Consider the following 14220-nt stretch of genomic DNA (forward strand, 5'->3'; position numbering starts at 1 on the left):
GATTGGATGAGAACTGGTTGCCACAACACCGGCCCGTTGAGGCGTCCCCTCCAGCGGATGCGCAAGAGACTGGCGTAGGAAATATCGAGGAAGCCGGCGACTGCCTCGGTGTTGCCGACCTGCTTGGGCTGTCCGATACGTGACAACGGCCAGGTGGCGAGACGAAGGATCCTTTCGATGCGCGTATCTGTCACCGTTACGATCCCGGAGAGATTGTTGGCCAAGCCGAATTCGATGATCCCCGCGAAGAGCTCGTAGGTTGCTTGGGCCAGGCCGCCAGCTGCCTTCGGCGCTGTCGCAGGGAGATCGAGCGCGAAACGACTACTCTCCCAGATATCGGCACTCGCAGGGACCACCATCTCATCCAGCAGCGTCGGAAACGTATCGCGCAACATTGTCGGTCCGGTGGTCGGCAAAAGGCGGACGCAGCCGCAAGTTCGCCAATCGGACCCCTTGAGAAGCAGGTAGACGGGGTTCAGGCTGTCAAACGGGTCCGTTTCCATTTCGCCTTCGGTCTGCACTTCCCAATCGAGCCGCTTCTTGAAAACCCGATACCTAAGTCCGTGCATTTCCTTGAGTTCGCTCGCAAACTCGGCGTAGCAGTCGGGTGTTATCAGCTGCATCATTGTCGTCTCCGTGCGGGATGTGTCCACGCAATCGAAGGGCAAAGCCGTCATGAATGCAGCCTGTAGACCTTTACAGCTAGACTTGGAGAGGATCAGGATCTCGCCCGAGCAGCCATCCGCACTACGGCCTGGTTGATGGTTCGCACGCCAAGCTTCGCCTTGGCGTTTTCCTGATGGAAGGTCACGGTGCGTTTCGAGACACCGAGAATCTGGCTGATATCCCAGGCCGACTTGCCGCACGCCGCCCATTTCAGGCACTCGAACTCCCGCCGGGTGAGCGTTATGCCATCTACCACGCAATCTTCGGCGAGCCTGCGCCGGGCATGGATATGAACGTTGATCGCAACCAGTTGCATTGCTTTTTCGTAGCGCGTCAGCGACCTCAGAAATGGCGGATGCGCCTCGTTGGAGGCGAAGGTCAGTGCGGCGAACCGGCCGCGATGATCATGCATCGACATGGTCAGTCCGCCGCGAATGCCGAACTCAGCTGCTTTTTCCAGGACTTCCTGCTGAGAGGTCGGCAAATAACGGTGATCGCGGTCCACACCCGTGGCGAAGCCCACCTGGTACATTTCCTCTGTGTCCGGCACATAGAGCAGATGCGTGCCCAGCAGAGCGAGCTTGGCAGCATCGTCGCTTTCCGTCCGAGGGTAGGCAATCAGGTCGGCGGGGCTGTTGAACTGCTTGGGGTTTACGAACAGCGTCACGATCACCCGCTCGGCCCTTTCGAGCGCCTTCCGCACGAGGCTCAGATGCCCGTCGTGCAAGGCTCCCATGGTCGGCACAATACCGATCGTGGCACCCGAGCGACGCCATTGCGCAACGACGCCGCGCAGCTCGCTCACGGTTCGAGCGATCGGCACGCTCATGTGAAGTCACCGGCCTTCAAGGCGTTGACATAGAGATGTTCGACCGCCGGAAAGTGCCGGTTCCGCACATCGGTGGCGTAAGCGGCGATTGCCGCCTCAGCCTGCTCACCGAGCTCGGCATAGCGTTTGACGAACTTCGGCCGAAATGAGGTGAAGAGCCCGAGCATATCGTGGCTCACCAGAATCTGGCCGTCGCAAGCTGGCGAGGCACCGATGCCGATTGTGGGTATGTCGATATCGGCGGTTATCTGCCGTGCAAGCTGCTCCGGTATCTTTTCCAGCACCAAGGAGAAGGCGCCCGCTTCGGTTACCGCCCTGGCGTCGCGCCTGATCCGCTCTGCATCGGCTCCCCGGCCCTGCACACGATAGCCTCCAAACGTGTTTACCGCCTGCGGCGTCAGGCCCACATGGGCCATGACAGGTACGCCGCGCGCGGTAAGGAAGCGGATGGTTTCCGAGATGGTCTCGCCGCCCTCGATCTTTACCGCTGAACAACCGGTCTCACCCATCACGCGCGCAGCGTTGCCGAAAGCGTGCTCTGGGCTTTCCTCGTAGGAACCGAAGGGCAGGTCGACGACCATCAGCGCGTGTTCAAGGCCGCGGCGAACGGCCTGTCCGTGCATGATCATCATGTCGAGCGTGACCCCCAGCGTCGACGACAGGCCGTGCAGCACCATGCCGACGCTGTCGCCGACAAGAACGATGTCGCAGTGGCGATCGAGCAGCCTCGCGACCGGCGTGGTGTAGGCCGTCAAGCATACAAGTGGCGTCTGGCCTTTTCGCGATCGAATATCTGGAGGAGTCATCCCTTTTATCTCACCAGCCGCGCTCAACCGAGGCCCCTTCCCTTACGTTACCAACAGCGGGTGTCGCGTTTGGCATATTTTTGTGCGACTGCGAAGAGCTAAAAACAGCGCTTGAGTACTCTGGTGTTGACGTGCTGGCTTCCAAGGTTACATTCAATCGATTAAGGCGCTCCGTTGGGCCAACCCGCTTTCGCAAACATGGATCCTCAGACAAGAAGAACCAAGAAAGGCAAAGCCGCCGTCAAAGCTGACGAAGCCAAAGTGGACCTGACTGCCGTCGTGGTCGCCGTAAACGACAGTGAGCCCTGTGTCCTCACAGTCGGTCATGCGGACACCCTCCCTTCTGGACCTTTTGCCCTTGAGCATCGATCACTGCAGTCGGGTTTGAGGGGGTGGGTGGAGCAGCAGACCGGCCATGCACTTGGATACATCGAGCAACTCTACACCTTCGCCGATCGCGATCGCATCGGCACTGAGCGCCACCAGCGCGTCATCTCAATCAGCTATCTCGCATTGACCAGGAAGGAACAGGCAACGAACTCGGCCGCGTGCGGCTGGCAAAGTTGGTACGAATATTTTCCCTGGGAGGACCACCGCTTCGGCACGCCGCCTGTGCTGCTCGATAGATTGCGGCCCCGCCTGATTGAGTGGGCCGGCGGCGCCAGCGAGCCGACCACTCAACGCGAGCGCCGGCAGCGCGCTGCGATAGCCTTCGGCTTCGACGACCGCCATTGGAACGAGGAACTCACGCTCCAACGCTACGAGTTGCTCTATGAAGCTGGTCTGATTGAGGAGGCCGGTGGCGGCAGGGACGCGATTGCGGCCGCGGCTGGCAAACCAATGGTCGCTGACCACCGTCGTATTCTGGCAACCGGGATCGCGCGGCTGCGTTCGAAGATCAAATACCGGCCGGTCGTGTTCGAGCTTATGCGGCCTTCCTTCACGCTGCTGCAACTGCAGCGAACCGTGGAAGCTTTGGCTGGCAGGCTGATCAACAAGCCGAACTTCCGGAGATTGGTCGAGCAGCAGGAACTTGTTGAGGAGACCGGGGAGACCTCCCTCGACACGGGCGGCCGACCGGCGAAGCTTTATCGCTTCCGGCATGCCGTCCTCGACGACAGGGCTATCGCCGGGACAAAATTACCGCTGGCGCGGGCTTGACATACTTATAGTCAAGGTAGATATATTCCCTTATTGTCAAACCGAATATAATCGAGGCGCCAATGACTGGGGCGTTACCTATGGCTGCGTCCCTGTATGAGCGTGTCCGGCGGGTGATCCCACCCGTTGAATGGCTCGCGTTCGCCGGCGATATTGAAGCCATCTTAGCGCTGAAGCGTGAGCGCAATGCGGTGGTGCTGGCGCACAATTACCAGACGCCCGAAATTTTTCATTGCGTGGCAGACATCGTCGGCGACAGCCTGGCGTTGGCCCACAAGGCGGTGACGGTCGACGCCGACATCATCGTGGTTGCCGGCGTTCATTTCATGGCCGAGACGGCAAAACTGCTCAATCCGAACAAGACCGTGCTCATCCCGGATCTCCGCGCCGGCTGCTCGCTGGCCGAATCGATCACGGCAAACGACGTGCGGCTAATGCGGCTGCGGTATCCGGGGGTCCCCGTTGTTACTTACGTCAACACTTCCGCCGCCGTAAAAGCGGAGTCCGACATCTGCTGCACGTCCGGCAACGCCAAGGCGGTGGTGGAATCGCTTGGCGTGGCGCGTGTGCTGATGCTCCCGGACGAATATCTGGCGAGGAACGTGGCAGCCGATACAGACGTCGAGATCATCGCCTGGAAAGGCCATTGCGAGGTGCATGAGCGCTTCACCGCAGCAGACATCCGGGAACTGCGCGATGCCCATCCAGGCGTCATCGTGCTGGCCCATCCAGAATGCCCACCAGACGTTGTCGCGGAGGCGGAGTTCTCCGGCTCGACCGCGGCGATGTCGGATTATGTCGAGCGTGAGAAACCGACGCGTGTCGTCCTTCTGACCGAATGTTCGATGAGCGACAACGTCGCGGTCGCGCATCCCGACGTCGAGTTCGTTCGCCCATGCAATCTGTGCCCGCACATGAAGCGCATCAACCTGGCCAACATTCGCGCCGCACTCGAGCAGAACCGGCATGAGGTCCGGATTGATCCCGAAATTGCCGGCCCCGCCCGCCGCGCGGTCGAGCGCATGCTTTCCCTATGAGTCTGGAGGTTCGCGACATCGCCGGGGCGCCGGTCGTCATCGGCGGCGGCATTGCCGGCCTGATGACGGCGCTTCATCTGGCGCCGGAACCGGTCGTGCTTTTGACCAACGCGCCGCTTGGAACCGGAGCCTGCAGTGAACTTGCCCAGGGCGGTCTTGCGGCAAGTCTCGGGGGCGACGACGGCCCAGATTTTCACCTTTGCGACACGATAGCTGCCGGCGACGGACTCTGCGATGAGGCCACGGTGCGGCGAGTGGTACGAGCTGCACCCGAAGCGATTAGGACGATCCAAAGGTTCGGCGTCGACTTCGACCAGCACCCTGACCGCGCGTTGCGACTTGGGCTCGAGGCGGCACACTCGCGACGGCGAATTGTGCATGCAGCCGGCGACGCCACCGGTCGCGAGTTGGTGCGCGCGCTCGTCGCCGCGGTTCGGCGTACAGCCTCGATCACCATTATCGAAAATGTGGAGGTCCGCCGGCTGGTCGTGCAGGACGGGTCGGTCATCGCCGTGGTCGCAGCAGGACGAGCCGGCGCGCTCGCTCTGCCCACGCGTCGCGCGGTGCTGGCGACCGGCGGCGTCGGCGGGCTGTTTTGCGACACGACAAACCCCGCTGGCTCATGGGGTCACGGGCTGGCGCTCGCCGCATGGGCGGGGGCGGAACTCGCCGACTTGGAATTCATACAGTTCCATCCAACTGCGCTCGACGGTCCGCGCCGGCCGATGCCGCTGGTGAGCGAAGCCGTGCGTGGCGAAGGCGCGGTGCTCATCGATGAGCGAGGAGAGCGCTTCCTCGCCGACACACCTGGCGGTGAACTTGCGCCTCGCGACGTCGTAGCGCGCGCCATTTGGCACCAGCTTGCCGTTGGACGCCGCGTATTCCTGGACGCACGGCAAAGTCTCGGCCCGAGATTTGGCAAGCGTTTTCCAGGCATCGCCGAATTGTGCCGGAGCGCAGGAATCGACCCCGCGACCGACCTGATCCCGGTGCGCCCGGCGGCACATTATCACATGGGCGGCGTCGCCGTAGACAGCGCCGGCCGCAGCTCCATCGAGGGATTGTGGGCCTGCGGTGAGGTGGCCTGTACCGGCCTGCACGGCGCCAACCGCCTGGCCAGCAACTCGCTCACCGAAGCGGCGGTCACCGCGAGCTGGGTTGCCGAAAGCGTTGCCGGCACGTCGTATACCCGGCGACCGCGCAGATGCTCCACATTCGTCCCTCCACGACCAGACGCTTCCGTGGTCCGCCCGATTGTCTCCGCCGCCCTGGGTATCATCCGCGACGGCGAGGCAATGCGCGAAGCGGTGGCGACCCTGCTGCCGATCGCAGCCAATAGTGTCGCTGCCTCTGGTCCGGCTTTGGTCTCACTGATGATCGCCGCGGCGGCCCTGAGGCGGGAAGAGAGTCGAGGCGCGCACTGTCGGTCCGATTTCCCGCTCCACGATGCCAACGTGCGCCCATCACGGCTGACACTGCACAGCGCAATGCGGGCCGCGGCCGCACTCGATTGCCGGGCTACCATACGGAGCACTTGATATGACTTCATTCTCCCCCCTCCCCGCGACCCTGATCGAACCGATTGTGCGCGTTGCGCTCCTCGAAGACCTGGGCAGATCCGGCGACCTGACCACCGATGCGGTTATCCCGTATGATTGCACTGCCACGTTGGTGCTCAAAGCGAGGCAGGCGGGCGTCGTTGCCGGGCTCGATCTGGTCTCGTATGCCTTCCTTCTCGTGGAACCGGCGATCAACATCCAGATCTGGCGCCCTGATGGCAGCGAGGTTGGGGCCGGGGAAACCATTGCAAGATTGTCCGGACCCGCACGAGGCCTGCTCACGGCCGAACGCACGGCCCTCAATTTCTTATGCCGGCTGAGCGGCATTGCCACTGCCACAGCGGCCATGGTTGAGGCCGTGCGCGGTCACAAGGCGAGGATTGTATCGACGCGAAAGACGACGCCCGGGCTGCGGGCATTGGAGAAATACGCCGTGCGCGTCGGCGGCGGTGCCAATCACCGGTTCGGCCTCGATGACGGCGTGCTCATAAAGGACAACCACATCGCGATCGCCGGCGATATCCGCACAGCAATAGAGCGGGCGCGCGCCGCAGCAGGGCATATGGTGAAGGTCGAGGTCGAGGTCGACACGCTGAAGCAGCTCGATGCAGCGCTCGCGATTGGTGTTGACGCGGTGCTGCTCGACAATATGTCGGTCGAGGATCTTGCCCGCGCGGTTTCTATAGTGGATGGCCGTACGATCACCGAGGCGTCCGGTCGGGTGATGCCGAAAACGGCGGCGGCGATTGCGGCGACCGGTGTCGATCTCATCTCCATGGGTTGGCTGACGCACAGCGCCCCGATCCTCGACATCGGCCTGGACATGCCGGACCACCAGAACATCTGCAAGCACTTGAACTGAGGATTACGGCGTGAGGAGCAACATCAGCTCGGCAGGCGTAGGAGGTGCTGGAAAGACGTGCCGCAGCTCGCCTTTAGCGAGTGCGCCCCAAAGCCAAGAAGGCGTACCGGACTAGCAAACAAAGGTTTGACGATGACGATTGGAATGAACTCGGAGTTCGACGTGAACCAGACCATGCAATCGGTCGATGGAACGCCTCCGCGATGGAACCGCAAAGAGGCCGAGGCCATCTACGGCATGCCATTCAACGATCTGCTGTTCCTAGCTCAGACGATCCACCGCCAGAACTTCGATCGAAACCGAGTGCAGCTGTCGCGGCTCCTTAGCATCAAGACCGGCGGGTGCCCCGAAGATTGCGGCTATTGCAGCCAGTCTGCGCATTACGAAACCGGTGTGAAGGCGTCGAAGCTGGTGGACGTCAAGCATGTCATCGACGAAGCGGCCATGGCGCGTGATGGCGGCGCAACGCGCTATTGCATGGGCGCGGCGTGGCGAAGTCCCAAGGAGCGCGACATGGAGGTTGTGGTCGCCATGATTGAGGGCGTCAAGGCCCTCGGCATGGAGACCTGCATGACGCTCGGCATGCTCGATCTTGAGCAAGCTGCTCGCCTGAAGCAGGCCGGTCTCGACTACTATAACCACAACATCGATACCTCTGAGCGCTACTATGGCGAGGTTATTTCAACCAGGACTTTTGCCGACCGGCTGGAAACGCTTGGGCACGTGCGCGCGGTTGGGATGAAAGTCTGCTGCGGCGGCATTGTCGGGATGGGAGAAGAAAAGACCGATCGCATCGACATGCTGGTCACGCTCGCGAACCTGCCCGAGCCGCCGGAAAGCGTGCCGATCAACATGCTTATTCCCATCGAAGGCACGCCGCTTGCCGCTGCCGACGCCATCGATCCGATCGATTTCGTCCGCATCGTTGCGCTCGCGCGGGTGATGATGCCGAAATCCTATGTAAGGCTGTCCGCCGGCAGGACGGCGATGAGCGACGAAACGCAGGCGCTGTGCTTCTTTGCCGGGGCCAATTCGATCTTTGTCGGCGACACGCTGCTGACGGCGGGAAATCCCGGCGAGGACAAGGATACCCTTCTGTTCCGGCGCCTCGGCATTGAGCCTATGGAACTCGCCACGCAATGAAGGAGGCAATTCTTGCCCGCTATGACGCAACCTTGCGGGGACTGGGGCGCAAGGACCGGTTGCGGACGCTCGCACCGCGCGCCGGGCTCGACTTCTCGTCGAACGACTATATCGGACTTGCCGCCTCCAAAAGACTGGGCGATGCGGTTTCGACGGCGATTGCGCGGGGCACGCCAGTGGGCGCCACCGGATCGCGGCTGTTGCGCGGCAATGCACCGGAACATGAGCAACTGGAGGCGGACGCAGCGGCATTTTTCGGAGCCGAGCGTGCACTGTTCTTCGGCAGCGGCTATATCGCCAACTTCGCTCTGCTGACGGCCCTGCCGCAGAAAGGCGACCTGCTGGTCCTCGACGAGCTCGCTCATGCCAGCATGCATGAGGGTGCCCAGGCCGGGCGCGCTGAGTTCAAGCTGGCCGCGCACAACGACGTCGACGCTGTCGAGGACGCAATCACCCGCTGGCGCGCCGAAGGCGGCATGGGGCGGGTGTGGATCGCCTTCGAAAGCCTTTACAGCATGGATGGCGACCGTGCGCCGATGGAGAGCCTGGTCGCGCTGGCTGATCGGTACCAGGCATTCATCGTCGTCGATGAAGCGCATGCCACCGGCGTCTGGGGACCGGACGGCCGGGGACTGGCCGCCGCGTATGAAGGCCGCGACAACATCGTCACGCTCCACACATGCGGCAAGGCGCTTGGCGCATCCGGCGCGCTCGTTACCGGACCGCGAACACTGTGCGACTATCTTATCAACCGGTGCCGGCCATTCATCTATGCGACCGCACCATCGCCGCTGATGGCAGTCGCGGCACGTGAGGCGCTGACTATTCTGTCTGACGAGCCTATGCGTCGTGCTCAGTTGCACGAGCGTGTCGCTTTCGCGAGCCGGCAATTGGCCGAACGCTGCGGCGTGATGCCCAGCGGTTCGCAGATCCAGCCGCTTGTGATCGGCGATAACAGCCGCACCATGGCGGTGGCGGCAGGACTGCAGGCACGCGGCTTCGACATACGCGGCATTCGCCCGCCGACAGTGCCTGAGGGTACGTCGCGCCTGCGCATTTCGCTGACTCTCAACGTCGACGAAGCCGACATTTCCGCCATGGTCGAGGCTCTCGTCGGAGTGTTGGCCACAGCATGACCAAACGCATCGTCGTCACCGGAACAGACACTGGAATTGGCAAGACAGTGTTTTCGGCCGGACTTGCCGGGCTGCTCGACGGCTTCTACTGGAAGCCGGTGCAATCGGGCCTCAACGAGGAGACCGACAGCGAGGTCGTCGCCCGGCTTTCCGGCTTGCCCGACGGACGCGTGCTGCCCGAAGTCTATCGACTGACGATGCCGCTGTCGCCGCATCGATCAGCCGAAATCGACGGCGTCGCGATCGAGGCCGACGATCTTTCATTTCCGGTCCTGCCGACACCGCTCGTCATCGAAGGCGCCGGCGGGCTGATGGTGCCGCTCAATCGACAGACAAGGTTCATTGACATATTCGAACAATGGCGGCTGCCGGTCATACTGTGCGCCCGCACCGCGCTTGGCACCATCAATCATACGCTGTTGTCGATCGAGGCCCTGAGAGCCCGCTCCATCCCGCTCATCGGCATTGCCTTCATTGGCGAAGAGGTGGCCGATACACAAAGGACAATCGTGGAATTCGGCGGCGTGCCGCAGCTGGGCAGGCTGCCGCACCTCGGTCCGCTGACGGGTGAAACGTTGAGAGATGCAATGATTTCCGGCTTCGACCTGGCCATGATTGCCGGAGGCGACTGATGGCGGAGTCTCGAGTCTGGCATCCGTTCACGCAGCACGCGCTAGAGCCCTCGGTCCCTGAAATCGTGCTGACTGAAGGCGCCTATCTCCACAAGGCCGACGGCTTCCGCATCCTCGATGCGATTTCTTCCTGGTGGGTCGTCACCCATGGCCATCGCCACCCCCGCATCATGAAGGCCATCGAGACGACCGCGTCGAGCCTCGACCAGATCATCTTCGCGGGCTTCACCCACGAGCCGGCCGAACGGCTGGCCGAGGCGCTTATCGGCATCGCACCCGCCGGCCTCGACCGGGTGTTCTATTCCGACAGTGGCTCCACCTCAGTCGAAGTCGCGCTGAAGATGGCGCTCGGCTATTTCCGCAACATCGGCGCGCCGCGTTCGCGCATCGCCGTCATGGAGCACAGCTATCATGGCGACACGATCGGGGCGATGAGCGTCGGCGCCCGCGGCGTCTTCAACGCCGCCTATGATCCTTTGCTGTTCGAGGTCGACGCCATCCCCTTCCCGGCCGCCGGGCGCGAGCAGGAAACGCTGGATCGGTTCGAGGCCGTTAGCCGCGACCGGCGCGCAGCCGCGCTGATCGTCGAGCCGCTGGTGCTTGGCGCCGGCGGCATGCTGATGTATCCGGCCTGGGTTCTTGCCGAATTGAAGAGGATCGCCGAAGCCTCCGGCACGCTGCTGATCGCCGATGAAGTGATGACCGGCTGGGGGCGCACCGGAACCATGTTTGCCTGCGAACAGGCGTCCGTCTCGCCCGACATCTTGTGCACCTCGAAAGGTCTGACCGGTGGTACCATCCCGCTGGCCGCCACGATCGCCACCGATGCCATCTTCCACGCTCACTTTTCGGAGGATCGCAAGAAGACGTTTTTCCATTCGAGCTCCTACACCGCCAATCCGATCGCCTGCGCGGCAGCACTTGCCAATGTCGAGATCTGGCGTGACGAGCCGGTGGCCGAGCGGATCGCGGTCTTGAGCGCGAGGCAGGCCGCCGGGCTGCAACGCTTCCGGGTCAATCCATATTTCACCGACTGCCGGACAACCGGCACCATCGCGGCACTCGACCTACGCACCGGCTCAGCCGGTTATCTGGCCGAGATCGGGCCAAAACTGCGCGCTTTTTTCCTTGAGCGGGGGCTACTTGTGCGCCCGCTCGGCAATGTCCTCTATCTTCTACCGCCCTATTGCATCACCAGCGACGAATTGGGCGGGCTCTATGACGCGATAGAGGAGGCCGGCGAACGCTTCGGCTCGCGGCCATGAACCTATCGTCGCGCGTTCTCGGCTTCGGCCATCATGCGCCGGCGCGCAAGGTCGAGAACCCGGAAATCGAAGACCGGCTCGGGCTTGAGCCCGGCTGGATCGAGCGGCGCACCGGAATTCGCTCGCGCTTCTGGGCAACAGACGAAGACACGCTGTCGGGCCTTGCCGCCTCTGCCGGCGACATGGCGCTGACCAATGCCGGTATCGACCGCGGCGACGTCGGTCTACTCTTGCTCGCCACGTCGACGCCCGATCACCTTCTGCCGCCAAGCGCGCCGCTGGTCGCACATCGGCTGGGGCTAGGCCGCGCCGGAGCGATCGACCTGACCGGCGCCTGCGCCGGCTTCATCTATGCGCTGATGTTCGCCGACGGGTTCACCCGCCTGCACGGCAAAGCGAGCCTTGTCATCGCCGCCAACATCCTCAGCCACCGCATCAATTTGGCCGAGCGCGCCAGCGCCGTGCTGTTTGCCGATGCCGCCGGCGCCATGGTGATCAGTCCTTGCGATGACCCGGATCGAGGCATTCTCGGCGCTTCGGTGGATTCCGACGGCTCGCGCTACGGGCTAATCCAGATTCCCGCCGGGGGAAGCAACACTCCGTTCCATGCCGACCTCGACCTCGCGCAGACACGGATGACGATCACTGACGGCCGTGAAGTATTCAGCAAGGCCGTGGAGATGATGACCGCCTGCTCGAGAGATGCGCTCACTGCTGCCCGACTGAGGCCGCAAGACCTCGATCGTTTCGTGCCGCATCAGGCCAATGCGCGCATTTTCGACGCGGTCGGCAGGAACCTCGGCATCGCTGATCACTCGATCGTCAAGACGATCGTCGAATACGGCAATTCCTCCGCCGCGACGATCCCGCTCTCGCTGTCGCTCGCGCATCGGGCGCAGCCGTTTCGGCCTGGCGAGAAAGTCCTCTTGGCGGCAGCGGGTGCGGGTCTCAGCGGCGGCGCGCTTGTGGTGGGAATTTAGCAAAGCAATGCTTGCGCACAGGACTGCTCATGAATGAGACTATGAGAATGGCTCAATACGTAAATAGTCGCCGGCAAGCTCCATAGAGCTGGGTTCCGTGCGGTGCTCCGCGATGTCTAAGTATCGACCCGCTTGCTCAAATCGCAGCGCTCATCGAAGGCCAGCAATACCTCATGCAGAGCGAAAATCCTCAACCGCCCGTTTCAAAGACGCTCGCCCCATTTCGAAACAAGGTGTTTCGCTCAATTTGGGCGGCCACCCAGATTTCCAGCCTCGGTTGGCTAGTGCAAACGGTCGCCATCAGTTGGCTTATGGCAACGATTTCAGCGTCCGACCTCATGGTGGCACTCGTCCAGGCCGCATCCACATTGCCGGTGTTCTTCCTCTCAGTTTTCGCCGGAGCCATTGCCGACAACTTCAGCCGCCGGTGGGTGATGTTTGCGGGACACTGCCTGATAGCATCGGCGTCGACGACGCTGATGATTTCTGTGGGTCTGGGATTTGTCAGTCCTTGGCTGATTCTCGGGTTAGGTTTCCTGGCCGGCTGCGGCTTTGCCTTGAATGATCCGGCTTGGCACGCTTCGGTCGGCGATATCCTTCACAAACGCGACATTCCGGCCGCAGTGACGCTTATGTCCGTCGGATACAACATTGTGCGCAGCGTTGGTCCGGCCTTGGGGGGCGTGATCCTGGCCGTCTTTGGGCCGCTGGCCGCTTTCGCCTTGGCTGCGGTGAGTGATCTGGCGCCCATAAGCGCGATATGGCGCACCAAATGGGAGGTCCGCTCTTCGCCTCTCCCTCGTGAGAGAATGACGACGGCAATTCATGACGGAGTGCGCTTTACTGCGATGTCTTTGGAGATCAGGGCAGCGACCGCCCGAGCCGCTCTTTTCGGATTGGCAAGCATCTCCATTCTGGCGTTGCTCCCCCTCGTCGTCCGGGATCAGTTGAAGAGTGGGCCAATTGTCTACGGTATCTTATTGGCCGGCTTCGGCATGGGTGCTTTCATCGCGGGCATGGGCAACGGCTTCTTGAGGAAGGTCACGTCTCAAAACAGGCTGGTGGCCTTCGCCTCTGTGGCTTGTGCAGTCTGTTGCCTCTCCCTTGCCCTTACATCGTCGATTCCTGTGGCGGCCATTTCGCTGGCGCTCGGCGGAGCGGGTTGGCTTATCACCTGGACGGGCATTGACGTGTCGGTGCAGTTGGCAAGCCCAAGGTGGGTTGTAGGCCGCACGCTCTCCATTTACTACGCCTTGAGCGCAGGCGGTATGGCTGCTGGCAGCTGGATCTGGGGTTCTGTCGCGCAAAACTATTCCTTGACCTTAGCATTGGAGGGCGCCGCAGGCGCTCTGTTGCTGGTTGCAGCAGCGGGGATCGTGTTGCCGGTCCGTCCCTGGGAAGAAACCGATCAAGAAAGTTCAGTTTTTCATCCGCCGGACGTGGCTCTCGATCTGAAACCCAGAAGTGGCCCTATCGTGGCCAAGGTCGAGTATTTGATATCGGAGGAAAATATCGAGGCCTTTCTGGGCTCCATGCGCACGCGGCGACACGTCCAGAGCCGTGCCGGTGCACGAAACTGGACGCTCCAGCGAAATCTGCAAACACCGTCACTTTGGACGGAGACATTCCGCACCCCCACCTGGATGGACTTTCTCCGCCTAAATCATCGACTCACCGCAGCAGATAAGGAAGTCGCCCAGCATCTCCTGTCACTGCATGAAGGAGAGGTGCCTCCGCAGACAGTGCTTTCGATTGAACGGACGACCGAGGCAATTCGTACCCGTACCTCGACAATCTTTTCTCGTCCTCCAAGATGACGCCATCAAGCTGCTGTCCAGGGACAGGGTGGATCACCGGTGCTTTGCAGAGCACAGCCTCACACCGAGAGCAGCGTGCTCCGGGTTGTGCGCTTTCGCGCGCACCCAGGCGAGATGATGGTGAACGCGGCGTCAAGTGGAAGTCCCCTGCATACGCTTGCGGAGTCTTCTGCGAGAGCCCATGCCGACGAGCGCCAAACAAGGTTTGATGCCTTTCGGCGTCGTGGCCTCAACTCATCGATTCGCGAGAAAAGCATCGAATGCAGCAGCAACGGCGCGAACAACAAAGCGGTGCTCCGGCCGCACGCGGATGAAGCCGTTTTCGAC

Annotated in this window: 13 protein-coding genes; 10 read left to right on the plus strand and 3 right to left on the minus strand. The window is 62.1% G+C overall.

Annotation, left to right across the window (positions count from 1 at the left end; translation table 11 throughout):
• The 3 genes from EOA33_RS08320 to panB all read right to left on the minus strand — a co-directional run.
• Positions 1-626, minus strand: a 626-nt coding sequence (locus tag EOA33_RS08320; protein WP_127405410.1) for an acyl-homoserine-lactone synthase, incomplete at its 3' end; no start/stop codon positions are given.
• A gap of 92 nt (positions 627-718) precedes the next feature.
• Complete coding sequence (locus EOA33_RS08325) at positions 719-1495, minus strand: pantoate--beta-alanine ligase (RefSeq protein WP_127405411.1); 777 nt, start codon at positions 1493-1495, stop codon at positions 719-721.
• A complete protein-coding gene (panB, locus tag EOA33_RS08330) occupies positions 1492-2328 on the minus strand; it encodes a 3-methyl-2-oxobutanoate hydroxymethyltransferase (protein ID WP_126063927.1) in 837 nt (278 codons plus the stop codon). Before panB ends, EOA33_RS08325 begins: the two co-directional genes overlap by 4 nt.
• A 171-nt stretch (positions 2329-2499) precedes the next feature.
• Here panB and EOA33_RS08335 point away from each other — a divergent pair, with 171 nt between their 5' ends.
• From EOA33_RS08335 to EOA33_RS08380, 10 genes are all read left to right on the plus strand, one after another.
• The gene (locus EOA33_RS08335) at positions 2500-3462 is read left to right on the plus strand and encodes a hypothetical protein (protein WP_126063926.1); all 963 of its coding nucleotides are present in this window, start codon (positions 2500-2502) and stop codon (positions 3460-3462) included.
• A gap of 62 nt (positions 3463-3524) precedes the next feature.
• Positions 3525-4499, plus strand: coding sequence for a quinolinate synthase NadA (gene nadA, locus EOA33_RS08340; protein WP_126063925.1), 975 nt, complete (start codon positions 3525-3527; stop codon positions 4497-4499).
• Positions 4496-6037, plus strand: coding sequence for an L-aspartate oxidase (locus tag EOA33_RS08345; RefSeq protein WP_024505569.1), 1542 nt, complete (start codon positions 4496-4498; stop codon positions 6035-6037). Before nadA ends, EOA33_RS08345 begins: the two co-directional genes overlap by 4 nt.
• A gap of 1 nt (position 6038) precedes the next feature.
• On the plus strand, positions 6039-6920 hold the full coding sequence (gene nadC / locus EOA33_RS08350; RefSeq protein ID WP_024505570.1) for a carboxylating nicotinate-nucleotide diphosphorylase: 882 nt from the start codon (positions 6039-6041) through the stop codon (positions 6918-6920).
• Between the two features lie 174 nt (positions 6921-7094).
• Entirely contained in the window at positions 7095-8063 is a 969-nt protein-coding gene (gene bioB / locus EOA33_RS08355; protein WP_245454882.1) for a biotin synthase BioB, read from the plus strand.
• A complete protein-coding gene (locus tag EOA33_RS08360; RefSeq protein ID WP_024505572.1) occupies positions 8060-9199 on the plus strand; it encodes an 8-amino-7-oxononanoate synthase in 1140 nt (379 codons plus the stop codon). Before bioB ends, EOA33_RS08360 begins: the two co-directional genes overlap by 4 nt.
• Positions 9196-9831, plus strand: coding sequence for a dethiobiotin synthase (gene bioD / locus EOA33_RS08365; protein ID WP_063169254.1), 636 nt, complete (start codon positions 9196-9198; stop codon positions 9829-9831). Before EOA33_RS08360 ends, bioD begins: the two co-directional genes overlap by 4 nt.
• Positions 9831-11096: an adenosylmethionine--8-amino-7-oxononanoate transaminase gene (locus tag EOA33_RS08370; protein ID WP_126080683.1), complete on the plus strand. Its 1266-nt coding sequence runs from the start codon at positions 9831-9833 to the stop codon at positions 11094-11096. Before bioD ends, EOA33_RS08370 begins: the two co-directional genes overlap by 1 nt.
• Entirely contained in the window at positions 11093-12076 is a 984-nt protein-coding gene (locus tag EOA33_RS08375) for a beta-ketoacyl-ACP synthase III (protein ID WP_127405412.1), read from the plus strand. The genes EOA33_RS08370 and EOA33_RS08375 overlap by 4 nt, the downstream gene beginning before the upstream one ends.
• A gap of 173 nt (positions 12077-12249) precedes the next feature.
• Positions 12250-13893: an MFS transporter gene (locus EOA33_RS08380; protein ID WP_126063923.1), complete on the plus strand. Its 1644-nt coding sequence runs from the start codon at positions 12250-12252 to the stop codon at positions 13891-13893.
• The last annotated feature ends 327 nt before the right edge of the window (positions 13894-14220 follow it).

Source organism: Mesorhizobium sp. M4A.F.Ca.ET.050.02.1.1 (genome assembly GCF_003997725.1).
Lineage (GTDB): Bacteria > Pseudomonadota > Alphaproteobacteria > Rhizobiales > Rhizobiaceae > Mesorhizobium.